Annotated in this window: 20 protein-coding genes and 1 pseudogene; 5 read left to right on the top strand and 16 right to left on the bottom strand. The window is 41.7% G+C overall.

Annotation, left to right across the window (positions count from 1 at the left end; genetic code table 11):
* Positions 1–742, top strand: a 742-nt coding sequence (locus tag F0226_RS11645) for a transketolase C-terminal domain-containing protein (protein ID WP_301338155.1), incomplete at its 5' end; no start/stop codon positions are given.
* A gap of 335 nt (positions 743–1,077) precedes the next feature.
* Here the strand turns inward: F0226_RS11645 and lpxL are convergent.
* The gene (gene lpxL, locus F0226_RS11640) at positions 1,078–2,013 is read right to left on the bottom strand and encodes an LpxL/LpxP family Kdo(2)-lipid IV(A) lauroyl/palmitoleoyl acyltransferase (RefSeq protein WP_171735800.1); all 936 of its coding nucleotides are present in this window, start codon (positions 2,011–2,013) and stop codon (positions 1,078–1,080) included.
* 134 nt (positions 2,014–2,147) lie between these two features.
* A complete protein-coding gene (locus F0226_RS11635) occupies positions 2,148–2,612 on the bottom strand; it encodes an Lrp/AsnC family transcriptional regulator (RefSeq protein ID WP_171735799.1) in 465 nt (154 codons plus the stop codon).
* Positions 2,613–2,762: 150 nt separating this feature from the next.
* Here F0226_RS11635 and F0226_RS11630 point away from each other — a divergent pair, with 150 nt between their 5' ends.
* Positions 2,763–3,722: a hypothetical protein gene (locus F0226_RS11630; RefSeq protein WP_171735798.1), complete on the top strand. Its 960-nt coding sequence runs from the start codon at positions 2,763–2,765 to the stop codon at positions 3,720–3,722.
* Positions 3,723–3,893: 171 nt separating this feature from the next.
* Here the strand turns inward: F0226_RS11630 and F0226_RS11625 are convergent, their stop codons facing one another.
* Positions 3,894–5,060 carry an MFS transporter gene (locus tag F0226_RS11625; RefSeq protein ID WP_171735797.1) on the bottom strand — a complete coding sequence of 389 codons (1,167 nt, stop codon included), beginning with the start codon at positions 5,058–5,060 and terminating at the stop codon, positions 3,894–3,896.
* A gap of 117 nt (positions 5,061–5,177) precedes the next feature.
* Positions 5,178–5,870, bottom strand: coding sequence for an aspartate/glutamate racemase family protein (locus tag F0226_RS11620; protein WP_171735796.1), 693 nt, complete (start codon positions 5,868–5,870; stop codon positions 5,178–5,180).
* Between the two features lie 196 nt (positions 5,871–6,066).
* Here F0226_RS11620 and F0226_RS11615 point away from each other — a divergent pair, with 196 nt between their 5' ends.
* The gene (locus F0226_RS11615; RefSeq protein ID WP_171735795.1) at positions 6,067–6,954 is read left to right on the top strand and encodes a LysR family transcriptional regulator; all 888 of its coding nucleotides are present in this window, start codon (positions 6,067–6,069) and stop codon (positions 6,952–6,954) included.
* A gap of 188 nt (positions 6,955–7,142) precedes the next feature.
* Here F0226_RS11615 and F0226_RS11610 read toward each other — a convergent pair whose 3' ends face one another.
* Complete coding sequence (locus tag F0226_RS11610; RefSeq protein ID WP_171735794.1) at positions 7,143–7,736, bottom strand: hypothetical protein; 594 nt, start codon at positions 7,734–7,736, stop codon at positions 7,143–7,145.
* A 22-nt stretch (positions 7,737–7,758) separates the two neighbouring features.
* Here F0226_RS11610 and F0226_RS11605 point away from each other — a divergent pair, with 22 nt between their 5' ends.
* Both F0226_RS11605 and F0226_RS11600 read left to right on the top strand, forming a co-directional pair.
* Positions 7,759–7,935 (top strand): hypothetical protein, encoded by a 177-nt coding sequence (locus tag F0226_RS11605; protein WP_171735793.1) that lies wholly within the window; start codon positions 7,759–7,761, stop codon positions 7,933–7,935.
* Between the two features lie 114 nt (positions 7,936–8,049).
* On the top strand, positions 8,050–12,042 hold the full coding sequence (locus tag F0226_RS11600) for an ATP-binding protein (protein ID WP_171735792.1): 3,993 nt from the start codon (positions 8,050–8,052) through the stop codon (positions 12,040–12,042).
* 92 nt (positions 12,043–12,134) lie between these two features.
* Here F0226_RS11600 and F0226_RS11595 read toward each other — a convergent pair whose 3' ends face one another.
* From F0226_RS11595 to F0226_RS11545, 11 genes and pseudogenes are all read right to left on the bottom strand, one after another.
* The gene (locus F0226_RS11595) at positions 12,135–12,665 is read right to left on the bottom strand and encodes a sigma-70 family RNA polymerase sigma factor (RefSeq protein WP_171735791.1); all 531 of its coding nucleotides are present in this window, start codon (positions 12,663–12,665) and stop codon (positions 12,135–12,137) included.
* A gap of 59 nt (positions 12,666–12,724) precedes the next feature.
* On the bottom strand, positions 12,725–12,958 hold the full coding sequence (locus tag F0226_RS11590; RefSeq protein ID WP_171735790.1) for a thioredoxin family protein: 234 nt from the start codon (positions 12,956–12,958) through the stop codon (positions 12,725–12,727).
* A gap of 125 nt (positions 12,959–13,083) precedes the next feature.
* Positions 13,084–14,154 carry a permease gene (locus tag F0226_RS11585; RefSeq protein WP_171735789.1) on the bottom strand — a complete coding sequence of 357 codons (1,071 nt, stop codon included), beginning with the start codon at positions 14,152–14,154 and terminating at the stop codon, positions 13,084–13,086.
* Positions 14,155–14,437: 283 nt separating this feature from the next.
* Positions 14,438–15,439 carry a polysaccharide lyase family 7 protein gene (locus F0226_RS11580; protein WP_253820807.1) on the bottom strand — a complete coding sequence of 334 codons (1,002 nt, stop codon included), beginning with the start codon at positions 15,437–15,439 and terminating at the stop codon, positions 14,438–14,440.
* A 532-nt stretch (positions 15,440–15,971) separates the two neighbouring features.
* Positions 15,972–17,453: a glutathione synthase gene (locus tag F0226_RS11575; RefSeq protein ID WP_171735787.1), complete on the bottom strand. Its 1,482-nt coding sequence runs from the start codon at positions 17,451–17,453 to the stop codon at positions 15,972–15,974.
* A 57-nt stretch (positions 17,454–17,510) separates the two neighbouring features.
* Positions 17,511–18,065, bottom strand: a complete 555-nt coding sequence (gene sigZ / locus F0226_RS11570; protein ID WP_171735786.1) for an RNA polymerase sigma factor SigZ — start codon at positions 18,063–18,065, stop codon at positions 17,511–17,513.
* A gap of 448 nt (positions 18,066–18,513) precedes the next feature.
* Positions 18,514–19,092 carry a cupredoxin family protein gene (locus F0226_RS11565; protein ID WP_171735785.1) on the bottom strand — a complete coding sequence of 193 codons (579 nt, stop codon included), beginning with the start codon at positions 19,090–19,092 and terminating at the stop codon, positions 18,514–18,516.
* A gap of 114 nt (positions 19,093–19,206) precedes the next feature.
* Positions 19,207–22,374, bottom strand: coding sequence for an efflux RND transporter permease subunit (locus F0226_RS11560; RefSeq protein ID WP_171735784.1), 3,168 nt, complete (start codon positions 22,372–22,374; stop codon positions 19,207–19,209).
* Positions 22,367–24,184, bottom strand: coding sequence for an efflux RND transporter periplasmic adaptor subunit (locus F0226_RS11555; RefSeq protein WP_171735783.1), 1,818 nt, complete (start codon positions 24,182–24,184; stop codon positions 22,367–22,369). The genes F0226_RS11560 and F0226_RS11555 overlap by 8 nt, the downstream gene beginning before the upstream one ends.
* A 128-nt stretch (positions 24,185–24,312) precedes the next feature.
* Positions 24,313–25,713 (bottom strand): annotated as a pseudogene (locus F0226_RS11550) (TolC family protein); the annotation flags it as partial.
* A 121-nt stretch (positions 25,714–25,834) separates the two neighbouring features.
* Positions 25,835–26,320 carry a hypothetical protein gene (locus F0226_RS11545; RefSeq protein ID WP_171735782.1) on the bottom strand — a complete coding sequence of 162 codons (486 nt, stop codon included), beginning with the start codon at positions 26,318–26,320 and terminating at the stop codon, positions 25,835–25,837.
* Positions 26,321–26,421: the final 101 nt, after the last annotated feature.

The raw sequence follows: 26,421 nt of genomic DNA, 5'->3' as shown, positions 1-26,421 counted from the left end.
GAACGGTATCGCTCTGCACGGTGGTTTCGTACCATACGGCGCAACGTTCCTAATGTTCATGGAATACGCGCGTAACGCTATGCGTATGGCTGCTCTGATGAAAACTCAGAACATCCAAGTTTACACGCATGACTCTATCGGCCTTGGCGAAGATGGTCCAACTCACCAACCAGTTGAGCAAATCGCGTCTCTACGTCTGACTCCAAATATGAGCACATGGCGCCCATGTGACCAAGTTGAGTCTGCTGTTGCTTGGAAACTAGCAATCGAACGCAAAGATGGTCCTTCTGCACTTATCTTCTCTCGTCAGAACCTTGCACAGCAAGACCGTGACGCTGAGCAAGTAGCAAACATCGCTAAGGGTGGTTACATCCTGAAAGATTGTGCTGGTAAGCCAGAGCTAATCATCATCGCTACAGGTTCTGAAGTTGAGCTAGCGGTTAGCGCTGCTGCTGAACTTACAGCTGAAGGTAAAGCGGTACGCGTAGTATCTATGCCTGCAACTGACGCATTCGACAAGCAAGACGCTGAGTACCGTGAGTCTGTACTTCCATCTGACGTTACTGCACGTATCGCTGTAGAAGCTGGCATTGCTGACTTCTGGTACAAGTACGTTGGTTTCGGTGGCAAGATCATCGGTATGACAACGTTTGGCGAATCTGCACCAGCAGGCGAGCTATTCAAGATGTTCGGTTTCACTACTGAAAACGTAGTAAACACAGCGAAAGAAATTCTAGCTTAACTGGCAATAGCGAATATCAAGCAGCCCTATATATTCTGCGTCGCTTGATATTCAATTTATCTTAGTTGTTTTGTTGAGAGTGAAGTCAGTAGCTGAAGTGTTTAAATTACTCACTTCTGAATGAACCGAAACACAAGCTATAGAATTAAAAAAGCCCCCTGCATGCCTGATGCTGGGGGCTTTTTATTTAGCGTTCCATTTCAATTATGTCTAAGCTATCTATGTTCAATAAATTAAATCCAAGACCGAAATGAACGTGCAAGTTAATGCACCGCTAAGCTAATGCTAAACTACAGATAATAAGCTAATAAACTAATAAACTAATAAGCTAAAACTTAAGAATAACGACAGCCGCCTTGATAACCTTCAGGCACTGTTTTGAACCTGCGGTGTAACCACATCCACGCGCTTACATCTCTTTTAATCATTCGCTCAACTTCTTCATTCATCAGTGTCGCTGCTACTTCTGGTGATTTACGCGGGAACTTAGCACTTAAATCATCACTAATTTCCAATGTATATTTACCTTGTTTGCGAACGGTCACAGCTGACATTACCGCGCATCTACTCATATCAATAAGAAAACTGGAACCTGATGTCGTAGCGGCTTCTTTTACTCCGAAGAAAGGAACAAATACAGAGCTAGTTCTTCCATAATCATGGTCAGGTAGATACCACAAGCGATTACCTGACTTTAACACTCGAATCATACCTTTTAAGTCTGAGCGGTCGATCATCTGGTGACCTTTCCAAGTGCGACCTCTATGCTGTATGAATTCATACACTAAGTTCGTGTGAGCGCGGTACACACCGTAGCCTGGTGCAAAGAAACTGAATATGCGAGCTGTCATTTCTAAGTTTAAGAAATGGCCGCACACAACCAAAACGCCACGGCTATTCTTTTCTTGTTCTATCAGCATATCCTGTCCAATCACAGCCATATGCTTTTTTACTCGCCAATCGGGCCAAAACCAAGCCATCCCCGTTTCAATTAATGCTAAACCCGTTTTTTTAAAATTATCAGTCACGAGATTCTTTATCTCACTGTCTGATAATTCAGGAAAACTTAACTGCAAATTGCGGTGGGCAACTTTAGCTCGCCTTCCCAATACAAGCTTTGTCAAACGCCCAATACCAAATCCTATTTTTTGTAACACCCAATAAGGTAAAACATTCACAACTAACGCTAACAAACCAAAACTAAACCAAACTAACCAATACTTTGGCGCCAACATAGCAATAGAAAGCTTAGGACTTTCAACCACTTTCATAGTGTTATCTCACTGTACAAAACAATTAACGAATCAAATAACAGTATAAAATAGATAGGTGGAAAAAATGTATTTATTTAATGATAAAACTGACACAACACTCATCTAAATATGGATTTAGCCTAAATTAGAAGCTATCTATCTAAATCAATCGCGGTAGTGAACTTAACTGTCCTTAAGGACACTGATGTGTGGAACTTTCTTATGTTTAAATCCGTATGCAAAACTCGCTCAACAAACTGCTCATAAGCTGAAATATCCCTCACAGTCACCACTAACATAAAGTCATAACTTCCTGATATTTGGTAACACTGAGTAACTTCAGGAGCTTTCAAAATTGAGCGTCTGAATATTTGATATATATCTGCCCGGTCTCGTTCCATTTCGACCGAAACGATCAAAGTCATCGTACTGCCAGCCAACTCTGGATTGATGATCGAAACATCACCAATAATGATCCCTTCTTCGCGTAGACGTTTTACTCGTTTTAAACACGCTGGTGCGGATAAACCTACCAATTCAGCAAGCTCAATATTTGAAACACGATTGTTCTTTTGCAAGGTTGCTAAGATATTCCTGTCTATTCGATCTAAATCCATAATTTCCCTTTAAGTTAATTTAAATAACAATAATTTTTAAAATTAACTCAAATAATAAATTTTTAATATCTAAAAGAGATGAAAACGAAATCATACAAATCCGACACTGTGTAACATATCACTATGATTCACACTTCATGGACAGAACTAATGCAACCGATTCAACTCTTTTTTAAGGAACTTATTCGTGACATTTTTGATGTTACGTACACACTTTTTAAAATCATGATCCCTATCATTCTAGTGATAAAAGTTGTCGAAGAGCTGGGAGGAATAGTATTGCTGAGTAGCTGGCTGAGCCCAATTATGGAGTTAGTAGGGCTACCTAAAGAACTTGGCTTGGTCTGGGCGACTACAATGCTCACGAACATCTATGCAGGTCTAATCGTGTTTATCAATTTAGACATGCCATTAACCGTCGCTCAAGCATCGATATTGGGTAGCATGATGCTATTAGCACACTCATTACCCATAGAAGCAGCAATAGCCAAAAAAGCAGGGGTTAACCTTGCTGCTACCCTTTTTGTTCGTATTGGCGGGAGTCTCTTTTTTGCGTGGCTACTTAACCTCACCTACCAGACTGGCGGTTTTTTATCAGAACATGCTGTCATCCTGTGGCAACCCGAGGCAATTACAGACACGAGCTATTTAGCTTGGGGGATAAGCCAGATAAAGAACTTTGCCGTTATATTTCTTGTTATCTCAGCTTTACTGCTCTTACTTAAAGTATTGAAGCTACTTGGTATAGAAAAGTTAATGGCTGTGTTATTGAGACCATTTCTGAGAATTTTAGGTATCAGTAAAGAGGCTACAAACCTTACAATTATTGGCGTCACGTTAGGGTTGTCTTTCGGTGGGGGCTTGCTGATCAATGAAGCTAAACGTGGTCATATTGCCGCAAGAGACGTGTTTACCGCGATTATGCTGCTTAACTTATTACACAGCCTAATTGAAGATACATTATTGATTATGTTGATTGGGGCTGACTTTAATACCATATTTTGGGGAAGGCTAGTATTTTCAGTTGCGGTTGTCGCCCTAATCTCATTTGGGCTAAGAAAGTTAAGCGATCAAACGTGTGAAAAGTATTTCTATCGAAGTGTCGCATAGAGTATGTGAAGCCTTTTAGTTAACAAGCTCTGAACTTTTATAGCTTAAGTTCAGAGCGTCCTAATTCGTCAGTAAAGTTCGTCAGAAGATAACTCAGTACCGACTATTATTTTCACATCAACGAAGTTTACACATCATCTAAGTTTCACATCACCTAGAGCTGAACATCACCTAAGCCGTAGCGCGAGACTGCTTAGCATTCACAGCAAAGATAACAATGACCATTAATACAAATGGCAGCACATAAAGATTCAAGTTTTGCCAACCAACGGTAGATTCAAGCCAACCTGATAAAAGAGCAGTGACTGTCACGCAGCTGAACACCACAAATTCATTAAACGCTTGTGCTTTGGCTTTATTTTTTTCCTTGTAAGCTTGGCTGAACATACCTGTCGCAGCTATGAACATAAAGTTCCAACCGACCCCAAGCAATACTAAAGCAGCTCTAAAGTGCCAAATAGATTGACCGTGTATATTGATAGCAATACATGCAACGAACAGTAATCCGCCAACTAATATCACATGTCGAGCCCCAAACTTCTCAATCAATCGCCCAGTAAAGAAGGCCGGTACAAACATGCCCAATACATGCCATTCAATGACCCCAGCTGCTTTCGTAAAATTAAACCCACAGCCAATCATCGCCAGTGGTGTGGCCGTCATTAAAATATTCATTACCGCATAAGAAACCATTGCAGCAAAAACGGCGACAATAAAGTTTGGTGCTTTTATGATCTCGCCAATCGAATCTGATTTGTCCCGCAAGGCATGATAAGAAGTTTCTGGAAACTGGATTGTTTGAAGAATGATTAGAGCTAAAATATTAAGAAGGATAAGAGAAGCAAAAGCCCCGATGTATAAACCATCCTGTGACCATTCTTGTGACATGATAGCTAAGTTAGGACCTAATACAGCGGCTAGTACTCCACCAGCCATAGATATGGATATTGCACGGTGTCGGGCATTTTCATCGCATACCTCAATAGCAGCAAAGCGATAAAGCGTGCCAAAGCCAATACCGATACCCAGTAAAAAGGTAGCAAAACAAAATAGGTAAAATTGCTGCTGATATAAAGCATAGGTGGCAAGGCTCGCCCCCGTAATACCTACCATATTACCGATACTAAACCCCCGCTTACGCCCCAACCTTCCGGAGATCAATGAGGCGGGAATAGTCGCTGCCATCAACCCCAAAAACTGCAACGCAACGGGTAACGTAATCATACTGACGCTCGGCGCAATCTGCTTCCCAATTAATCCAATCACGGAAATCAACAATATGTTCCCTGTCATTAGCAGTGCTTGGCAAAGCGATAATAACCAAACATTTCTATTCATTACACAATCCTTGTATTTTCTAAGATGAGCCAACACGGTGTTGACTCATCTCTAATCCAGTTCTTTTAAATATACGTTTTTAATGTACGTCTTCTAAATGTACTTCTTTTAATCGTATTAGCTTAATGCGTAGTGAACTGCCGCCTGAGCGTGTATTTCAGTTGTATCAAACAAAGGGACTCTCGTATCATTCTGTTTGACTAGCATCGCAATTTCGGTGCAACCAAGAATTACAGCCTCAGCCCCATTTTCTTGCAGATCGCTGATCACTGTAATGAAATCATTTCTTGATCGGTTATTTAAAACACCTTGAACCAGTTCGTTATAAATGACCTCGTGAACTAACTTACGCTGAACCCCATTAGGCACGATGACTTCAATACCAAACTTTTCTTGTAAGCGACCTTTGTAGAACTCTTGTTCCATTGTAAATGCGGTGCCTAACAACCCTACTTTGCTAATTCCTTGTGCTTTTAGTTGCTCACCAGTTGCATCGGCAATGTGTAAAAGTGGTAACCCTGTATCTTGCTCGACTTGATTCGCGACCTTGTGCATTGTATTTGTGCAAATCATTAAAAAATCAGCACCCGCCGCTTTCAGAGAAAGGGCTGCATCACTGAGAATTGTACCGGTTTTATCCCACTCTCCAGCTGACTGTAACTTTTCAATCTCTTCAAAATTCACGCTATACATAACAATTTTGGCAGAATTGAAACCGCCCAGCTGAGCTTTGACTAGCTGGTTAATTTCACGATAGTAATTTGATGTAGATTCCCAACTCATTCCACCTAACATGCCAATTGTTTTCATCACTTATCCTCTGAGATTGAATATCAATTCACTACAACAGAAAACACACTTTGGTACAAATGAATTCATGCCTCTTACTTATCTGTTTATCCCTCAGCCGAAATAGCTCATTCAGCGGTATAACGGATATTTTGAACCTTGAAATTATCAAAGTTTCCAATAATAATAATTTTTTGTTATTTATCGAGTCTAGCGCATGCTTAACCCTCTCTGGCTACACACATTCAAAACGCTTGTTGACGTTGGTCATTTCACCCAGACCGCAGAAAAACTCTATATGACTCAACCGGGGGTCAGCCAGCATATCAAGAAGTTAGAGCATGCTTGTAAACACCCTTTAATCACAAGAGAAAACAAGAGCTTTGAGTTAACTGAACAAGGCCGAATCATCTATCAGTACGCCATTAAATTAGCAAAAGATGAACACGCTCTGTTTGAATCACTCTGCTTTGATAACCCCTACTCAGGTCAGTGTTTATTATCATGTTCGGGGTCTTTATCTTTATTGCTCTATCCTCAATTATTGGATCTGCAGAAAGAACATTCAGAGATGCATTTTCATCTTGAAGCCGCGCCCAACCACAAAGTATTGAACGACATACAACAAGGCAGCATAGAATTAGGCATAGTTACGCATATTCCTAGCAGCAGCTTATTTCAGAATGAAATTATAGGAAAAGAAGCACTGTGTTTAGTACTCCCTAAAACTTATGAAGGTAAAGAAGTCACAGCAGAATTACTGTTTTCTGTTGGCTTGATCTGCCACCCAGATTCACATCATTATCTATCGCTTTATTTTGATTTATGCGGAGATGAAGAGTTATCGAAGATAAATATCGACTCGCTGCCTAAAGCTGGCTATATCAACCAATTACATCAAATACTAATGCCCATATCGAAAGGTCTAGGCTTTACAGTGTTACCAGAAAGTGCCGTTAGAAACTTCCCACAGAGAGAAAATCTCTATGTCGCAACGCCAACTAAAAAAGTAGAAGAAGCCCTATATTTAGTTCAGAAGCGAAATAGAGAACTTCCTCATCGCTACAACACGTTGATAGATAAGGTTAAGCAAGTTCTAAAGTAACTGATAGCTCGAACACAAACCCAATAGAAAGAATTGAATCAATAGGCTTGGTGGTAAGCCTATTGATATGAAATACAAAAAATATTGAGAGGAGCGATACTTTGTGGGGTGTAGTTTTATAGAAGTGAATCGCTTGAATAGGAGCCCAAAACTGAATGGACAATTTTTATCAGCCGCATACTCAACACTTATTCACTTATCTTTGCAGCTCTTACCTTTTCATCTAATTCAAATAAAATTTTAGCCGCTTCCATGTGCTGTGGATAATCGCTGAATTGTTCACGGCATATTGTTGTCATTTTATTTAAATCTTCTGCAAGCATCAGTTTCCAATACAGTTTGGTTGTATGCAGCATAGCAAGCAAAGGCTTAAACACCTCTTTTTCATACACTTGCATCAACTCTTCTAAAATATCTTCACGCTCATATTCATTCTGGATAGGTACGTTAAGTGCTGCCAATACTTTTTTGTATTTCTCGTTAGCCAATAAGTTATCCATGACAGGTACATTGTCTTGAGCCATTTCAGCTAATTTCGTTCGAATTGAATTCAACCACGTTTCTTGAGTGATATCACTCTCGCAGACGGCACTAAAATCATGACGAATCTTCTTCTCGACTTTTGTCTGCGCTTTCATCAATACATTACGCACTTTTTGGAAAGGCAATTGAAACTCTTTACACAATTCAATGATAAGAAGATGGAAACCACCCCCAGGAAGATGAAGGTTCTCTTTAAACGTTGCAATAGCTTCTTCTTGCTGCGGTGTTAGCTGACTCATTTAATCTTGTTCCTTGGAAATATTGGGTAATGCAGAGCAAGCTATCATCAAAGACGATTCACTCTCTTACTTTGCCGCTCAGGCTAACGATATGGAAGATCAGTGTCAAACCATGAATGCCAATAAATACGGCTCTATTAATATGTACCGCTCTATTTACACATACCAAGTAGGATTTAGAGCCCCTTTGAACTCCTAGGCTATCACTAGAGTGCATTATCACATTTCCGCTATAAAATTAGGCTCTTATGCACATAACCGAAAAGCATGTTCTATAGTTTTGAAGTGATTCAATAACAACTTGAGAGCTGCAATGCCTACATTAATAAAATGGGATTACCAATGTTCAAACTGTAGCTTTGTTAAAAAAGGAATCGCTTTTTTCTTATTATTTAGCTCGCATTTATCACTGGCTGAAGAAGTGGTCCTGTCATCAGAAAATACTCTGGGCTTAACAGGGGAAACCGAAATAAACCCCACATTAGCCAGCAGCTTTAGTTCTTTTATCTCGATTATTTCGCTCGCTTTGGTTGCTATATTTATCTTCAGAATGTTTCGCTCTGGCACTTACACCGAGATATTTGCCAATGCTAAGCAACGGTTCAATTTCGTTGTGATTATTGCCTTGATTTGCCTTTCCCTTTCTTCTGCAATTTATCTCGTGATCAATCATCAAAAAACCTCTTCTCTCGCCAACTATCAGCATCAATTGAATATTGCTCAAGACGGTTCTGAAACTATTCTTCAAGAATGGTTAGGAGAAAAAGAGGTTCAAGTCGATTTATTAATCGATGGAAATTTCATTTCTTTAGCTATCCTACTGAATGAAATAAGCAGCCTCAAAAAAACACCTGAGGATAAAGCTCATTCACTTACCCACTCCGCTTTTCTAAACCAACTAATCACTCATGTCTCTAACCGCATTAAATTTAGCTCAGGTACTGGTTTTTACCTGATATCGAAAGACAACACCAACCTTGCATCAACGTATCAAGAGCATATTGGATATCAAAATATATTGGTTACTCAAGCTCCGGAATTTTTAGCTCAAGCTTGGCGTGGCAAAGTCACTTTAGTGCCGGCGACTAATATTGAGCCCACTTATTTTGCCAATACAGATCCAAAAAGGAACGCTTCTATGTTTCTACTTGTTCCAGTGAAAGAAACGGGAGCAAGTGACCCTTTTGCTGTATTCATCTTGAAAATCAATCCATATTCAGGAGTTTCGAGGAACTTTAATGCCTCACAATTAGGTAATACGGGACAGGTTTATGCAGTGAATAAAGACGGGTTATTGATATCAGACAACCAGTTAGAACAAGTTCCATTAGAAGATCAAGATTCGCCGGAATTAGATATATCCGTGTCTTCTTCTATTACCCGCGTTGTTCAAGAGTTATCCATACTAAACAAATACCAAGATATAAACTTGTACGAAGTAGCCAGCATTAAAAATCATAGAGCCTTAGCTTCGATACGCTGGTTGCCTAGTAAACAAATGGCAATTATCGCGGAAATTGATCTCGATGAAGCACTCGCCAGCTATCAAGTAATCAGAAATATTTTGGTCATTACTCTAGCGATCGTGGTTGTCATCATAATGTCTATTTCTGCTTTCTTACTTGTTGTAGGGCGGCGTTCTTATGAAATCGCCCATCGCTCAAAAAACGAATTAGAGGAACTGGTAAAGCAGCGCACAACCGCATTAGAAAATAAACGAGCTCAGCTATTCAGGATTCTTGATACCTCCCCTATCGTGGTAGCGATGATTCAAGACGAAAAAGCCGTGTATACCAATAGACGAGCGCTCGAATTATTTAAAGTACCTTCAGATGAAGTGGAAGGGTTCAACGTTGCGAGCATATACCACGATGTTTCTATCCGAGAGATTATTTATCAAGAACTCGCAACCCATGGTCGCTATGAAGATCAATCCATGGAATTTCTGAAGCGCGATGGATCGGTTTTTACTGGGCTTGCCAGCTACTATGTGACGGAATATGACGGGGAACGAGCGGTCCTATTTTGGGCTTATGATATTAGTGACATCAGTAAATTGACCCATGAATTAGAGGTTGCCCGTGAACTCGCTGAAAGCGCCAATGTATCGAAAAGCCAGTTTCTTGCGAACATGAGCCATGAAATCAGAACCCCTATGAATGCCATTATAGGAATGACTCATTTAGCCAAAAAACAGAACACCAACTCTACCGTTGCGCGTTACCTAGAACGAGTCGATCTTTCCGCTTCCAATCTGCTGGGCATCATTAATGATATTCTAGATTTCTCAAAAGTAGAATCTGGAAAGCTAGAGCTCGATCCACAACCCTTCGTTCTTAGAGAGCTATTTAGAAAGTTGGCTGATGTCATGGCAATGCGAGTCAAAGACAACGATGTAAAGCTCTACTTCGACATCGATTTTGATATCCCTCGCCATTACATTGGTGACGATATTCGGCTCTACCAAGTACTGATGAACTTGGTGAGCAATGCCCTTAAATTTACCAATATTGGGCATGTCATAATCAAGGTGGAAAAAATCGGTGGCACAACTCATCACAGCTCATTGAAATTCAGCGTTATAGATACAGGTATTGGTATTTCAGTAGAAAACCAGCAAAAACTGTTTGTCTCATTTCAACAAGCGGACACTTCCACAACTCGTAATTTTGGAGGCACAGGATTAGGGCTTTCCATATCAAAACAATTAGTAGAGCTGATGGGTGGCGATATTCAAGTAGACAGTAATTTGGGTTCTGGAAGTACCTTTTCTTTTGAACTGAGCTTACCTATTGATGTGCAATCTGAACGGCAAACCAACTGGCACAAGACGGTTATTGATGCCTCTGAAAACCATCACATTTGGATTGCTAGAGAAAATGACACCTCCAATAGAATCACACAAAAAGCCTTACTGCCTTTAAAAAGTAAGATGTCTTTATACTCTTCTATTACTGATGTTTTCTCGCAAATCGACCCTAATGAAATCAACGTAATTTTGGTCATTAAAGACCATTTAGATAACGACGTTAATTCACTAAAAAGTTTATCTCAACTTGCGGATATTAGAGTCGTATTGGCTACAGAGGATGATGAACTTTCTGCCATTGCAGTGACTTATGGTTGGTTGATTGCACGTAGCCCTTCTTTACCAAGTGAGGTTTACGAAGTCTTTTTTGATATAGCTCCCCCGCTTCCGTTTGCTAACGACACGCTTATTGAAGACACTCAAAAAGAGCATTTATTTATACCAACAAGCCGAGTATTGGTTGTTGAAGATAATGAAATAAACCAAGAGTTAGCCATAGGTTTACTTGAAGAATATAAGGTGAAAATTGATACCGCATTGAATGGTCAAATTGCTATCAATTTAATTCAAAACAACCATTATGATTTAATTTTAATGGATATTCAGATGCCAATCATGGATGGCTACGAAGCAACGAAATTTTTACGAGAACAAGGGGTTAGTCTTCCAATCATTGCCATGACAGCAAACGCGAGAAAAGAAGATATTCAACACGCCAAAGCCGTAGGATTTAATGATCACATTGGTAAACCCATCAACCTGTCAAAACTAGAATCCATATTATTGGAATATCTACCCCACGCCAATGAAACTGTGAAGATGACTTCATACATTAAGCCATTACACGCACCAAATGAACGATTAGAACCAGTAGTTTTCGATAGCGCTCAAGGAGTATTTGATAGTGAACGCGGGCTTTCAGTGACCAATCAAGACCAAACTCTATACATAAGATTGCTCTCACGCTTTTTATCATCAAACCAAAGTGACTTTGATTCTTTAAGAAATGCCATTGAAACTAATGACTTTGCTACGGCAGAACGAGTTGCCCATACATCCAAAAGCGTTGCTCTATCGATTGGTTTAATAAGACTAGGCAACATCGCGGCAAGAATCGAAAGTAATTTATCTGATTCGACTGGCAAGGGAAATCAAGACACAAAGAACGACATGTCTAACGAACTGGCTATTTTTGAGACGTGTTTGAATGAATCAGTTACGGCAGTTAATCATTATGTAAAGGCTAACTCACCACAGAATCCACCATTGGACCCAGAATTCGATTCGAACAACGATCTACATATCGACGACCTAAAAGAGCTGCTCACTTATGTGGAGCGATATGACTCTAATGCACTCGATAAAGTAGAAAATATGCTCTCAGAGCGCGCTATAGAAGCTAGCCATCCACTGAATGCGATAATGGCGTCCATTCAATCTTATGACTTTGAAGAGGCATCTGAGCAAATACACACCTTGATAGGTGACATTTCCTAATGACTGTAACATAGCCTATTAACCGTTACCGCCAAAGTAACTGTGAACGCCAAGTGCATTCAAGTTGCTTTCTCTTACTGTGCTTTCTCTTATTATAATTCATTGACTTGAATACGTTTAAAGCAGCACACGCCCGTTTCGTCTTGCTTTACCTTGCACTCGCTGATGAGTTTATCCTTAAGTTCTAATCGAGCCCTTCGCAGGCGCGCTTTAGTGGCTGCTAAACTGAGATCATGAAGCTCTGAGTACTCAAGCTGAGTTAAACCGTTTAAATCGCAAGCTTCAATAATATGTCGCGCTTTAGAATCTAACTTTGGCAATAAACGCGGTAAACATGTTTGTAACTGTATCATTACCGGTGGAACCGTTTCTAAAGCGGGGTATTCATCAATATCTTCTGAGTCCACCTTGCGACGAATACGGTCAATAAAGTAATTTTTCGTCACCTTAAAAATCCAAGATTTTCCATCATCCAGCGAGCAGAATTTTTCACTATTCTGCATCGCCTTCAAAAATACTTCTTGCATGATATCTTCCGTTTCAGGCTGACTTTTCGTTTGCTTCATCAGCCAGCCATACAGCATTGGTTCTGTTTCTTCCCATGCTTTCATTAGGCACTTCATACTTGGTCCTTCAAAAGCTATTCGCTTATTTGTTTATTCATTAAGGCGCATTAGAAGAGTTAAGCGAGCAGTGTTCTCACAACCTCAAGGCTAGGAACAGAACCGGTATGCTTGACTACACCGTCAATACTGACTCCTGGCGTGCTCATAATACCTGCCGTCATGATTGCTTCTAAATCCGTGACTTTTTGTATTTGAATCTCTTGATCTAACTCTTTAGCCACTTGTTCAAACCGCTGCGCGGTTAACGCGCAGTTTTTACAACCTGAACCATACACATTTATATTTTTCATAATAGAACCTCTATTTTAGCCTTTATTGAATCGTAAACTTTGAACCTATATTCATAATTCGTTACGAGCTATCCGTAATAAGTGAATCGTGATAAGCCATTAGTTAAAGCCATCTCAATTAGCGATTAATAATAAGTATTAAACAGCCACCCAGTAATCGATATTGCGATGAATAAATACCCCACAATGATCCCAAGGAGCCGATATTGCATCACCTGTTTGAGCATCATAAATTCAGGCAAACTCACCGCTACAGCCCCCATACAAAAAGCCAAAGTAGTCCCCAGTGGCATTCCTTTATCAATAAGAGAGCCCATAATTGGCACAATACCTGAGGCATTGGTGTAAATAGGAATCGCGCTCAATGTCGCTAGAGGCACCGTCCACCACTGTCCGTTTGCCAAGTTTTCTTCAAACCACTGCGCTGGAACAAATCCGTGAATAAATGCGCCAAGCCCAACACCAATGATCACCCATATCCAAATTCGGCGGACAATCGTATTGGTTTCATTGACCGCAAAAGAGTGGCGTTCTTGATAAGTCATGTCCTGTTTTTCAGAGGTCGTTTTTCCAGAAATCGGTTTATCAGGCTCTTGGTTTTGTTCAGAGCTATTGCTTCCTTTAAGCGGGTGTTCTGGCTCATGAGCGGGACCGGTTGACTCTATTGGAGATAGATCTTGCTGGTAGGCTTTTGCTAGAAACGGCTGTAACCAACGGTGTGCTTTGCACATATCTAAAAGCACACCAGCAAACATACCCAGTAGCATCCCAATGGTGATGTACATGAGTGTGAATTTGAGCCCCAAAACGCTACCTAACATGATCACAACGACTTCATTAATAAGCGGTGACGTAATAAGAAAAGAAATAGTGACACCAATTGGTATGCGCGCAGATACAAACCCCATAAACAGAGGAATTGAGCTACAGGAGCAAAATGGCGTAATCGCACCGAAAACGGAACCAAGGAAATATCCGACACCACGATGTTTGCCTTGTAGGTAATCTCGAACTTTTTCAATGCTCAAGCTTGCTCGTAAATAAGAGATGACGTAAATCAGGATAAACAATAAGGCTAAAATTTTACTGGTGTCTTCAATGAAGAAATGAACCCCAACTCCAAAAGGTGTATTGGGTTCTATCCCTATCAGGGTGTACGTTATCCAGTCTGCTAATTTTGTGAAAATATCCAACATTTGAGTACCTGTTCGGCTGTTTTTATATGCTTTCTATAAACAACACGCACGAGGATGCAAAAGGATGCTTTTTTATTTCAAATAAATGATTCCAGTAGTTGGGTAGGCATATAACCAAAGACTAAATTGCCAAGTAGCCAAAATTGCCGTTAATAAACGAGTAGGCAAATGGGAAGAGATAGGACTGAAATAGAAATAGAAATAGAAATAGAAAAGCCTTTCACTGCGAGTGAGTGCAGCAAAAGGCTTCTTTTAACGAATAAATCTTAGATGAACAGTGAGATTACTTACCGTTCAGCTTCAAAGCAGAGAATGTCACGCTGTTGTAGTTGCCGTTTTTCTTATCAACCGCGAAGTCACCAGTACCTTCACAACCTGGTCCCCATACTGGGTGAGAATCTTGAACGCTACATTGACCGTATGCACCGGCTTTGTAGTAGAAATCATCCGCTGCGTAACCTGTTGGGTGATCTTTCTCATCAATACCTTTGCTAAGATCAATATCGTAAGTCACAGTATCGTGTCTCGCTGTTTCGAAAGTTAGATGCATCATTGTGCCTTTAACTTCTACTCGGTAGCTAAAGTCTTCACCTAGAGCAATACCCGCTTTTCCTGGTTCAGCTGGGTTTTCCCAAGTGTTGCCCCATACTGGGTAAGCAATATCAGCACGGTTTGGATCTTTCTTCTCTAGGTTACGCTCGTAGTTCCAGAAAACTGAACCGTATTCTTGGTCTGGGAACTTCTTGTAGAAAATCTTAAGAGGCTCGTTACCGTGTCCATATCCAGTTTTAGCTTTGATCTGATCTTTGTGCTTTTTAGCGTGTATTTGTCCTACAACTACAGAGTGCGCTGGGTATTTCTCAGGGTGTTTTGCATGCAGAGAAACATGTTTAACCTGAAGCGTTGCCTCTAAAGTGCCGCCTACTGCGCTGTATTGATCCGCTTCTGGGTGGCTAGAAAGAGACCATTGGTTCAGCTTGCCGTCAGTAAGAATATTGTCAAAGTTAGCCCCACGAGGCATTTGACGCAATTCAGAACGCGCATTCTTTGAATTTTTAGTCGTAATCGCTTTGTTATGCACTTCAAAGACAAGATGTCCGTTCTTATCTAGGTGGAAGAAGTCTGAATGCGAGTAGCTCATCATTGCTACACCTTCAATTTCATCGACTTTACCATCTTCATTGATGTCTGAAGGGATGGTGATCTTCCAGTTACGCATATCAAATTTGTCGGCAGGAACTGGGGAATCGACACCGTTATTAGCAACATCCGCTAATGCAGGCATAGCAAGTAAAAGAGCACCAGTCAGAGCAAGAGTTTGTTTCATTTTTACAGTCCTTTCATGTGTTATTATCATACATAATAATTAGGCGTAAAATTAAGCAAAGCGCTATCAACAAGATGTGATTGTTGGTTCACATTTTAAAACTCAGACTTATAACCTAGTTCAAAAAAACAAGATCTTTTTATTGGTTATCCTGCTTCTAAACCATCATTTCTTCATCAAATATCCTGTGTGTATTAATGCGCTGGATTGATTTGGAATTAGAAGCTGAAGAAAAGAATAGAAGATAAGCGATTAGAAGCAGAGAATAAAATACGTGGGATCAGAGACATAAAATGAGAAAAAGGGAGCATTGTTCACTCCCTTTATTTGGTCTAGTGGTCATAACTGGTTGTGTATCTAAATAATGGCTCACCGCACAACCCGTTCACCATATCTGTTCAACATATCCGTTCAACATATAGCTAGTTACTCATAAAACTTGCAACCCATCCAACCCATCGCCCGCACAACTAATAATTGAGTGAGTGAATTACGAGTCAATCAGAACAAGTGAATCTAGGATGCCTTGTCCACTGTGGATACCACCTTCATTTTCACTCGCAGGCTTACTACGAATGAGGTACCCAGCGTAACCGCCCAACTCCGTTACGGCGTCACCTTGATAATGCGCGGTAAACAAACCTATCTCACTGACTAAGTCATCCACTAAGGTTTGCTTACCATCACGAACCGCAATTGTTGGCGTTTCCCGTTCATGAGGATACAAACGCTGCATCAATGCCCATGCATCGTATTCTTCTGGTTTTAGCGTAGTTAAAGTGTCACTGATGTCTTCACCAAATACACAGTGGCCACCTCCCTCACCTTGGTTTTTAAGCACCCATTCTTTTTTGTCTGCGTGGCTGTTGAACCACTCAATGGTTTCTGACGAAATAGGCTTCATCTCCGCCAGTACACTTTTCACTAACTGTGCTTCTTCAAGTGTTAAGCCCCAACGAGCATAATCTTCCGCAGGCATCATAGTCAGTAGCATTTGCATTGATTTGCTGGTTGCCAATTGCTGGCTAATAGTGGCATTCATTGCTACATAGTGTTTCTCAATGAACAAACGCGTCTGGCTTAATGTATGGCAGCAAATGTCTTCGTTTAACTCTGGCGCCCAGTAATCTGAATATTGATACCCTGCTCTTAGATAAACCGTATCAATAGCGCCAACACCATCTAAGATAAGACGCTTATTTTCACCACTCGATAGCTGAGTGCTTAATTGTTCGAATGTGCGTCTTACAGTTCTCACACCTAGGTTTTGCAGGGCTACTTCCAGAAGGTGCTGATCGTAAACATTATCTTCGCCTTTCTGAACAATCATCAAGAACGTTGGTTTCTGCTCATCATTTTTCTTATCTAATTCAGAGAAGTACGCTTTGACTTTCTTAGCTGAGGTGGCAATGCCAAAAGCCAATTGTTCCATGCCCTGATTATCTGCAGGCGTCGCCGTGTCATCTTCTAACCATTTGCGGTACACATCATTCCATTGATTCTGAACAAAGCGATGTAGCTCTGCTGCGCGTTGACCAAATGGTCCCATGCCTGCTGCAATACCATTAAACTCAATCACTTTGGCGCCATGCTGGCGGTCGTCCATAAAATCAGTTCGCATCAATAATAGCGGCTGACGAGCTGTTTCATCACTCTGGGATGTATCGTCGTGTGCTTGCTGATGTAGCTCCATTAAGCGCCCGAAGAAAGGGTCAGCTTTAGCCATGTCACGAAGGGATTCTTGCAAGAACTCATGATCTTCTGACACGTTACTCACTAACTTAGCGATTAGTGGCGTCACCGCGAGTAGATGATGATAAACAGAGCGTTCCATCGTCATTGGAGCGATACTGAATGGGACATGCCTCGCTGTGTTGTCTGCCTGACGAAAAGCAACGCCATGCATGATTTCCCACTCACATACATCTTCAATCACTTGTTGAGATATAAATTGGTTTTTGTCGGTATTCATAATGAAGTAATTCTATAATTGATCATTTTCGCCACGCATACTTCTGCCTGATTTAAGTTAATTTACGCTGTACTTTTTAGCAAAGTCCGCACATTCATCCTTAGGGTAGAAATCAACGATACCTTCACGCCCAGCTTCTACATTACAGCAGTTGGTGAGAATTTCTTTAAGCTTAACCCGACCACGTTGGACTCGGCTTTTTGCACCAGAAAGTGATAATCCTAACTGGTCAGCGACAGCCTGTTGAGATAACCCATCCAATTCTGAAAGGATCATCGCTTCACGGTACTTTTCCGGTAAGCAATCAAACATAGGGCGCAAGCACTGCCCCATGGTTTGCAGGTTCACAACCTCGGCAGGCACCTCTTCTTCGACTTGGTTATCGACTAACTCTTCATGATTCTGATGAGATCGGTAGAAGTCCATAATCGTATTATGAGTAATGCGATATAACCAATTCTTCAGTTTGTCTCTTGCTTCTAACTGGTCAATTTTCTGACTGGCTTTTATGTAGACTTCTTGCAAAATATCATCAGCTAAATCTAAATCGCCAGTCTGCTTTACTATGTAACTTCTCAATTGGTCTTTATGTGTTAACCATTCCGCTAGCATAGCTTTTACCTCAATTTCGATACTCTGTGACTATATTTCGATACTAGTGGAATTATCTAAAACTTTAAAGTAAAAAGCGCTTAGTTAGGTGCCTGTTTATTTCTTGAGTTATAGCCTTCTTCTTGGGTGCTGGTTTTCTGCTTAGGTAATATTCTGTGCAAGAATTTCCCATATTTAATTGGTTACATTAGCTGGTTACTTTAGCTAAACGGGAATCGCTAAAAAAAGACGCAGAATACAGAAAATAATTTGATCTACTGAACTAAAAAGCCCCTAACGAATTAGAGGCTCTGATTTAAATTCTCAATTAATACTGTTAGCTTAAAGCATGTTAGCTTTTACTCTAGCTAGCTTGCGATCTGGCTAAGCATTGATAAAACTTTGGCGTTGATAAAGTTTAGGCGCTGATACAGCTTAAATGTAGATACGAACTAAAACGTTGGAAAAACTAAATAACGATTTTCTTCACCATTCCTGCCTCTGCATGCCCTGGAATGTTGCAAGCGAACTCAACATTTTTATCACCATGGAAATGCCATAGTATTTGCTTTGCTTTACCCGGTTTCACTGTCACCGTACTGCCTGAATCATGTTCATGATTACCCATGTTTTTCATCATCTCGCGATGCTTTAACTGCTCTTGCATCGAGCCAATTGAAAACTCATGGTCGATCTTACCAGTATTCATTACAACAAATTGCACCACATCATTGGGCTCAATGTTCACATCTTTCTTGAAAGTGATTTTCATATCATCGCTTAATATGACATGGACTACTTTATCGGGCTTTGCGCCTTTTGCGGGCATTCCTACCTCAGACATCCCTTCCATATTCATCATATTTGAATGGTCCATCTTAGAGTGGTCCATCATCATGTTGGAATGATCCATTTTCCCCATTTCCATTGTCGAATGATCCATATCACTGTGGTCCATGCCAGCATGATTCATACCTAGATGGTTCATTTCTGCAAAGGCTGTTGATGTCACTAATGTCAGGGCTACGGTAATAATTGTCTTGTTCATGGTGGTTCCTTCGTTATTTATAATGCCCTTAACACGACTTCTAATCAGTGCCGTGTTTGAGAGCTATTCAAAATCAGTTTGGTCTTTTTTGAAGTCAGCTTTACTTCAATTCATCTAGTGAGTTTCGTTCGCCTCTGTTAATGCAGGCTCAATATCATGAGAACGGCTTATCTCACGCTGCTTCCACAACATGAAGATTGCGGGTAGCACCAGCAACGTGAGCATTAATGCTGAAGCCATACCGCCGATCATTGGCGCAGCGATTCGTTGCATCACTTCTGAACCAGTGCCCTCACCATACATAATGGGTATTAACCCTATAATCACAGTCAGCACTGTCATCATCACAGGGCGAACTCGGAGACCAGCCCCTTCGCGAATTGCATCAATAAGATCACCCTGTTCAAGCCTTATTTGTGATTCGGCAGCATCAAGTTTTTTGTAATGCCAAGCTTGGTTGAGATAGACCAACATGATGACGCCGATTTCAACAGCCACTCCAGCAAGAGCAATGAAACCAACCCCAACTGCGATTGAAAAATTGAAGTTCAATAAATGCATCAGCCACAAACCACCGACCATCGCGAGCGGCAAAGTGAGCATGATGATCATGACTTCTCCCACCCGACGAAAGCTCAGATAAAGCAGCAGCATAATGATGGCAACAGTAATAGGCACGACCACGCTCAAGCGTTCTTTTGCGCGTTCCATATATTCATATTGACCGGACCACACCAGAGAGTAGCCAGCAGGAAGCTCCAATTGATCCGCCACTGCCTTTTGCGCTTCTACCACGTAAGACCCTAAATCACGTCCATCAATATCGACAAATACCCAACCATTCGGTCGAGCATTTTCAGTCTTGATCATTGGAGGACCGTCTTCATAGCGAATGTCCGCCACATCTGCCAAGGCGATTCGTGCGCCATTGGGAGTCACCAAAGGTAAGTTTTGCAGTTTCACAACTGAGTCACGGTAATCTTGCGGGTAACGAACATTGATTGGGTATCGTTCTAAGCCTTCCACAGTTTCACCGACATTCATGCCGCCTACCGCGGTAGAGATAACTTGTTGGACATCTTGAATGTTAAGACCATAACGTGCTGCTGAACGTCGCTTGATATCTATGGTGACGTAACGCCCACCAGCGACCCGTTCAGCGTAAACTGAAGCAGTTCCCGTCACGTTATTGAGGATTGGTTCAATTTGAGATCCAATACCCTCGATAACCGTTAAATCAGGACCGGCTATCTTGATTCCAATCGGCGTTTTAATACCGGTAGCCAACATATCGATACGTGTTTTTATCGGCATTACCCACGCATTGGTTAAACCTGGGAATTGGATAAGTTCATCAAACTCTTTACGCAATGATTCAGCCGTCACGCCTTCACGCCATTGTTCACGAGGCTTGAACTGAATAACGGTTTCTATCATGGTCAAAGGCGCAGGATCGGTTGCAGTTTCAGCCCTGCCAATTTTGCCCCATGCAGTTTCAACCTCCGGCACTGTCATAATCAGCTTATTGGTTTGTTGCAGGAGTTCTCGCGCCTTGCCAATAGAGATCCCTGGGTAGGTAGTTGGCATATACATAAGATCGCCTTCATCCAATGGTGGGATGAATTCACTGCCAAGCTTACTCACTGGATAATACGCTGAAGCCATTAGCCCAATTGCCAATACAATCATCGCTTTTGGGTACTTCAAGCTTAAGTTCAGCAGTGGTTTGTACAGCGCCACTAAACTGCGGTTTACCGGATTTTTATGCTCTGGAAGTACTTTTCCTCGGATGAAATAGCCCATGAGAACTGGCACAAGCGTAATCGCCAAACCTGCAGATGCAGCCATCGCATACGTCTTAGTAAACGCAAGCGGTGAAAACATCTTGCCTTCTTGCCCTTCTAAGGCAAATACAGGAACAAAGCTTAATGTGATGATGATCAGAGAGAAGAACAAAGGTGCCCCCACTTCTTCTGCTGCTTTACGAATCACTTGCCAACGGTTTTTATCTGTTAATGGTGTCCTTTCGATATGCTTATGCACATTCTCTATCATTACTATCGCACCATCGACCATGGCTCCAATCGCAATCGCAATACCGCCAAGAGACATGATATTGGCGTTAATCCCTTGCCAATGCATAACAATGAATGCCCCTAAAATACCGACAGGTAAGCTAAGTGCAATAACCATAGAAGAACGAATATGGAACAAGAACAGCGCACACACGATTGCAACAACGATGAATTCCTCTGCCAATTTTTTCCAAAGGTTCTCAACGGCAGAATCAATCAGAGTTGAGCGATCGTAGGTTGCGACAATTTCTACACCTTCAGGTAAGCCTCGTTGCAGCTCTGCTAATTTGACTTTGACAGAGTTGATCACCTCACTGGCGTTCTCCCCAAATCGCATCACAATCACACCACCTACGGCTTCACCTTCGCCATTAAGTTCAGAGATTCCGCGACGCATTTGTGGTCCAAGATTAATATCTGCGATGTCCCCTAATAAAAGCGGCGTTCCTTTCTCTGTTACTTTCAATGGTAAGGATTGAATGTCTTCAATGCTGGTCAGATAACCGGTAGTGCGAACCATGTGCTCAGCCTCAGCAATTTCCACTACCGAAGCGCCTGTTTCCTGATTACCGTTTTTAATGGCGCTGTTAACTTGCTGAAGTGTTAAGTCATAAGCACGTAATTTAGCGGGGTCGATTTGCACTTGGTACTGCTTAACCATGCCGCCCACCGTCGCAACTTCCGATACACCCGCGACCGTTTGCAGTTCATACTTTAAGAACCAATCTTGTAAGCTACGAAGTTCAGCTAAATCATGTTTGCCCATTTTATCTTGCAACACATAGCTGTATACCCACCCAACACCTGTCGCATCAGGACCTAATGTAGGTTTAGCATTAGAAGGAAGCTTTGGTGCTACTTGGCTTAGATACTCTAAAACGCGAGATCTTGCCCAGTACATGTCAGTATCATCATCAAAAATAATGTAGACATACGAATCACCAAAAAACGAATAACCACGCACGGTTTCTGCACCTGGCACCGCTAGCATCGCTGTTGTTAATGGGTAAGTCACTTGATCTTCAACGACCTGTGGCGCTTGTCCTGGGTAACTCGTTTTTATGATTACTTGTACATCAGAGAGATCAGGAATAGCATCGACAGGTGTGTTTTTAACGCTATGCAAGCCCCCAAAAACAATCGCAATTGTCGCGATGATAACTAAGAATCGATTCCCAATAGACCAGCGAATAATGGCATTAATCATTGTCCACCTCGCCTAGTTGTATTGCGGTAATAGCTTTTGTGCTCGCTGAACCTTTTTTACTATCAACAGCTTCTAGCGATTTAAGCTCTAGCATTTTCAAAGAGAACTCTGAACCTTGCTTTACCACTAAAAAGCGAACCTTTTGCCCCTCAGAAAAGTCAGATAACTTAACTGCATCTCCGACCGAGAAGTTCATCTCTCCAGAATTCCAATCCCATTCAGAGACCGCTTGGTGGTTTAACGTGATCATCCCAAAATCAGCCATCAGCATGCTGATTTCACCGTTTATCCAAACTTCGTTTATGGCTTGAGGTTTACCGGTCTGTGCCCTAGATAGCGGCTTATAATCCACAATGTCATACTGCCCTGATTCACCTTTCTGCATTTCAAATTCAAAAGTTTGCCCTGGCTTAAATGGTTCAAACTCAATGCCTTCTGCTACATTGAAATTCATCACCATGCCCGGCCAATTCCACTCAGGAACAGGTTGATGATTAATGGTCAGCATTCGGTGACCGGCCATCACATCCGTGATTTCCCCTTTCGCCCAAGCCGTGTCAATCGGCGCTTCAACTCCGTTGATCCGAGAAAGATCGGCAGACTGGCTAGATTCGGAATCCAGCATGAAGTGAGCAGACGTCACAATGCTGTCTCCTTGTTTTAAACCGCTTAATACCTCAACGTTATTCGCGGCCTCGCGCCCAACCTCAATGCGGGCAGAGCGATACTTTCCACCTCCTTCCGCAATAACGACTCGGGTCATGCCTCCAGAACGAATCACAGACGAACGAGGTATCGTCAATACTTCGCTATTGGAAACCGGTTTTAAGGTAACGTTAGCGAACATATTGGGTTTAAGTTGCCCTAGAGGATTGGAAAAACGTAATCGAACGCGCAATGTTCGAGTTTTAGGGTCAAGAATCGGATAGACATAATCCACCTCTCCCTTCCACTCTCCATCGGGTAATGCATCTAGCGTCATTGATGCCAAATTGCCTTTTTTGATCCAGTGAGACTGACGCTCAAATACTTCCGCATCTACCCAAACTTCATCAAGCGGTCCCGCACTGATCACCGCTTGAGCAGGGGAGAGATAACCACCTTCACGAATATTTAGGCTTGCAATCACACCGTCTGCGGGCGCTTTTACTTCAATAGTTTGTGAAGCTTTCCCTTTACGCGCTATCGCCTTAATTTGATTGCGGTCGACTCCTAAGGTTGCGAGCCTATCGGTCGCCCCTTTAATCATTCCTTTGCGGTTGGTTTTGTAAGCACTAATTAGCTCTTCTTGCGCCTTAACTAATTCAGGAGAATAAAGAGTAAACAGTACTTCTCCTTTTTTTACCTGTTCGCCAACTGCGTTAATATGAAGCTTTTCTACCCAACCAGAAATACGCACATTGATTTGCCATAGCTGGCTTTCATCAAAAGCGATGTAGCCTACCGTATCAATCAATGGTGAAAGTGCCTCTCTAGAAACAGTCGCGGTTTTCACCCCTAGGTTGTTTTCTACCGAAGGATCAATCTTTATCGTCCCCGGTTTATCGTCTTCCCCATTCGTGTCTTCTGCATATACCGGGATCAAATCCATTCCCATTGGCGACTGCCCGGGTTTATCGCGTTTGTAATTCGGATCCATAGGTGCAACCCAGTACAGTGGTTCATCATTTTCTGCCTGTTTATTTTGAGTCTGTTTGCCTTGAGGCATCCCTATCATGTCGTGACTCATACCAGTGAAATAGATATTCACTCCGTACCCCAAAACTCCACCAATAACTAAAGCAAGGCTTGCCGTTTTAAATGTACTCATTTGATGTCCTTATTAGTGTCGTTCTTCTTTTGAATGCTATTTGAATATTGAACGCGACTTGGGTATTGAATGTGGTTCGGATTTTTAATGTAATTTGGATATTGAGCCTGACCTAGGGATTGCTCAGAGGGGCTGGAAACTTGATATTCGAAGCCACCGAGTAATGAGGCAAGTTTGCTATTGGTTTGGTTTAGGTCGGTAATTAAACGTGTCAATTCAATTTTTAGCGCCAGCTCATCTGTCGTGGCAGTAATCACATCACCAAACTGAGCGGTATTATTCTGATAGCCCCTTTCTACAGCGGCAATACGAGCTTGAGATTGAGGAATTAATCGATCTTGATATCGTTCAATACGCTCCATCAAATTCATTTTGTCATTCAGAAAAACATTCACTTGGGCATTCATTTTTGCCAACAGCGCGTCTTTTTGATATTGCGAAGCGCCCACTTGATATTGAGCGGCGGTGAGATTTTTATTTTGTCGATTGTCCGTGAATAATGGGATATCCATAGTCAGGTAAGCACTGAGTAAATCAGAAGCAGGCTCGCCCATCATGTTGTCGGCTTGACGGTAGGCATACATCACCTCGACACCAAATTGTGGTGTGAAAGCTTGTTCTGCGACTTCCACTTGCGTGCGATTTGCAGAAATGGTAGCATCCGCCATTTGAGCCATAGGGTGTTGATTGAGAAGCGCATAAAATTGCGTATCACTGGTATGATTTTTCAGGCGTGAATCTAAGAGTCCCCAATCCAATTCAAAGCTGACTTGGCTCAAGGAAGATGAATTGTACCGATTGTCATCGAACCGCTTATCACCCTGCCACTCTCTATTTAGCAACTCTTTACCCAACCAATCTTCTCTAAGCCCCAGTCCACCTAGCCATTCAGACAGCTGTGAGACTACTCGTTGTTGCATTTGTTGGTTAGCTTGCAACTTTTCATCAAGCTTATTCACCTGAAGCTGAGTATTCAGTAAATCCTGCGCTTCACTCTTACCGATTGAATAATTGGTCTTAACATACTGCTCCATCTCAACCATCAGACTTTGGGTTTCTGTAATGAGAAGCTCAGCATGCTGAAGATAGCCAAGTTCTAGCCATAGTTGAGTCATGCTATTTGCAATTTCATATTCACGAACTTGAACTTGATGGTCGACAACATTGGCTTGCTGATTTGCCTTTTTTCGATTCAAATCTAATGTCGAGCCACGTTCGAATTGTTGCATTAAGCCCACTGAAATATTGGTCATAGGGTCTTCATCAAACTTAAATGACTCAACAGGCAGCCCTCCAAAACCCACTTTCAGTTTCGGATCCATCAAGGTTGCACTAGCGACACCAGACTCTCGCATCGCTTGCGATTGAGAAAAGTACTGCTTTCTACTGGCGTCATGAGATAACGCCATCTCAATAAGATTCTTGAGTTGCAGATTTGAATTGTAGGTTTTGCTCACCACAAGGCTCTCGCCCGCAAAAGCAATATTCGAATATAAAGTGGCAGGCATAACAGCCGCCATGATGCTCATGCTCAAAGAAAGCACCGCACTTTTGGGATGTATAATCACAATGATTGTCCATATCTAGCGTTAAATAACGCTCATAAAAGATCGGCTAAATCAGATCAGTTCTCTGATGTAGCTCTGTTTTTTAGATATAGATAGATTCTGAAGGTGGGCGAAGCAGGGTTTGAATACGCGAGACTTTATTGCCAATAACCAAAGGTTGGTATTGTGCTAGCGAAGGGGATAATTCAAAAGGAATATGGGAAGTATTCAATGGCCATGAAACAGAAGAGCAAACCGACATGCAGCAATTATGTACGGTGTCAGAAGTTCCCTGGCAATGGTGACTGGCTTTGTTTTTACTTGAACGTTGAGAGTCAGTGTCATGATGAGCATGATCACTCATGGCTAACATTGACGAATGATGATCTTTTGGCTGGGGTAATGAAGAAATGCCAGTCTGATGTTTATCCAAGCTATCTGGAAGGTGGCAATCGCTCATCATACTTGCCATGGCTTGGGGAGGCGTCATATCAAGCATCATTACCGGTGAACTTGAGGTATAGCTAGACATCAACATTGCGATAATGCTGAACACGGTAATCCAAATTGTTCGGAGTGTGTTTGTCATAACTAACCTTTAAATTAACAGCGTGAGTGTAAAGGTTACCCTAGGGGGAAGGTCAAGCAAAACGAAGGAAATAAAATGAGAAAGACTAATTTTAAAAAGAG

The sequence above is a fragment of the Vibrio sp. 99-70-13A1 genome, assembly GCF_013114625.1.
Taxonomy (GTDB): domain Bacteria; phylum Pseudomonadota; class Gammaproteobacteria; order Enterobacterales; family Vibrionaceae; genus Vibrio.
This window is presented reverse-complemented; position numbering and strand designations above follow the sequence as displayed.

Coding starts and splice junctions, on each gene's coding strand:
- F0226_RS11610 (WP_171735794.1), bottom strand. CDS start 7,736: ATGAGTCAGCTAACACCGCAGCAAGAAGAAGCTATTGCAACGTTTAAA.
- F0226_RS11590 (WP_171735790.1), bottom strand. CDS start 12,958: ATGAAAAATATAAATGTGTATGGTTCAGGTTGTAAAAACTGCGCGTTA.
- F0226_RS11575 (WP_171735787.1), bottom strand. CDS start 17,453: ATGAATACCGACAAAAACCAATTTATATCTCAACAAGTGATTGAAGAT.
- sigZ (WP_171735786.1), bottom strand. CDS start 18,065: ATGCTAGCGGAATGGTTAACACATAAAGACCAATTGAGAAGTTACATA.
- F0226_RS11615 (WP_171735795.1), top strand. CDS start 6,067: ATGCTTAACCCTCTCTGGCTACACACATTCAAAACGCTTGTTGACGTT.
- F0226_RS11630 (WP_171735798.1), top strand. CDS start 2,763: ATGCAACCGATTCAACTCTTTTTTAAGGAACTTATTCGTGACATTTTT.
- F0226_RS11625 (WP_171735797.1), bottom strand. CDS start 5,060: ATGAATAGAAATGTTTGGTTATTATCGCTTTGCCAAGCACTGCTAATG.
- F0226_RS11545 (WP_171735782.1), bottom strand. CDS start 26,320: ATGACAAACACACTCCGAACAATTTGGATTACCGTGTTCAGCATTATC.
- F0226_RS11580 (WP_253820807.1), bottom strand. CDS start 15,439: ATGCCTGCATTAGCGGATGTTGCTAATAACGGTGTCGATTCCCCAGTT.
- F0226_RS11595 (WP_171735791.1), bottom strand. CDS start 12,665: ATGAAGTGCCTAATGAAAGCATGGGAAGAAACAGAACCAATGCTGTAT.
- F0226_RS11635 (WP_171735799.1), bottom strand. CDS start 2,612: ATGGATTTAGATCGAATAGACAGGAATATCTTAGCAACCTTGCAAAAG.
- F0226_RS11565 (WP_171735785.1), bottom strand. CDS start 19,092: ATGAACAAGACAATTATTACCGTAGCCCTGACATTAGTGACATCAACA.
- F0226_RS11555 (WP_171735783.1), bottom strand. CDS start 24,184: ATGAGTACATTTAAAACGGCAAGCCTTGCTTTAGTTATTGGTGGAGTT.
- F0226_RS11560 (WP_171735784.1), bottom strand. CDS start 22,374: ATGATTAATGCCATTATTCGCTGGTCTATTGGGAATCGATTCTTAGTT.
- F0226_RS11600 (WP_171735792.1), top strand. CDS start 8,050: ATGCCTACATTAATAAAATGGGATTACCAATGTTCAAACTGTAGCTTT.
- F0226_RS11620 (WP_171735796.1), bottom strand. CDS start 5,870: ATGAAAACAATTGGCATGTTAGGTGGAATGAGTTGGGAATCTACATCA.
- F0226_RS11585 (WP_171735789.1), bottom strand. CDS start 14,154: ATGTTGGATATTTTCACAAAATTAGCAGACTGGATAACGTACACCCTG.
- lpxL (WP_171735800.1), bottom strand. CDS start 2,013: ATGAAAGTGGTTGAAAGTCCTAAGCTTTCTATTGCTATGTTGGCGCCA.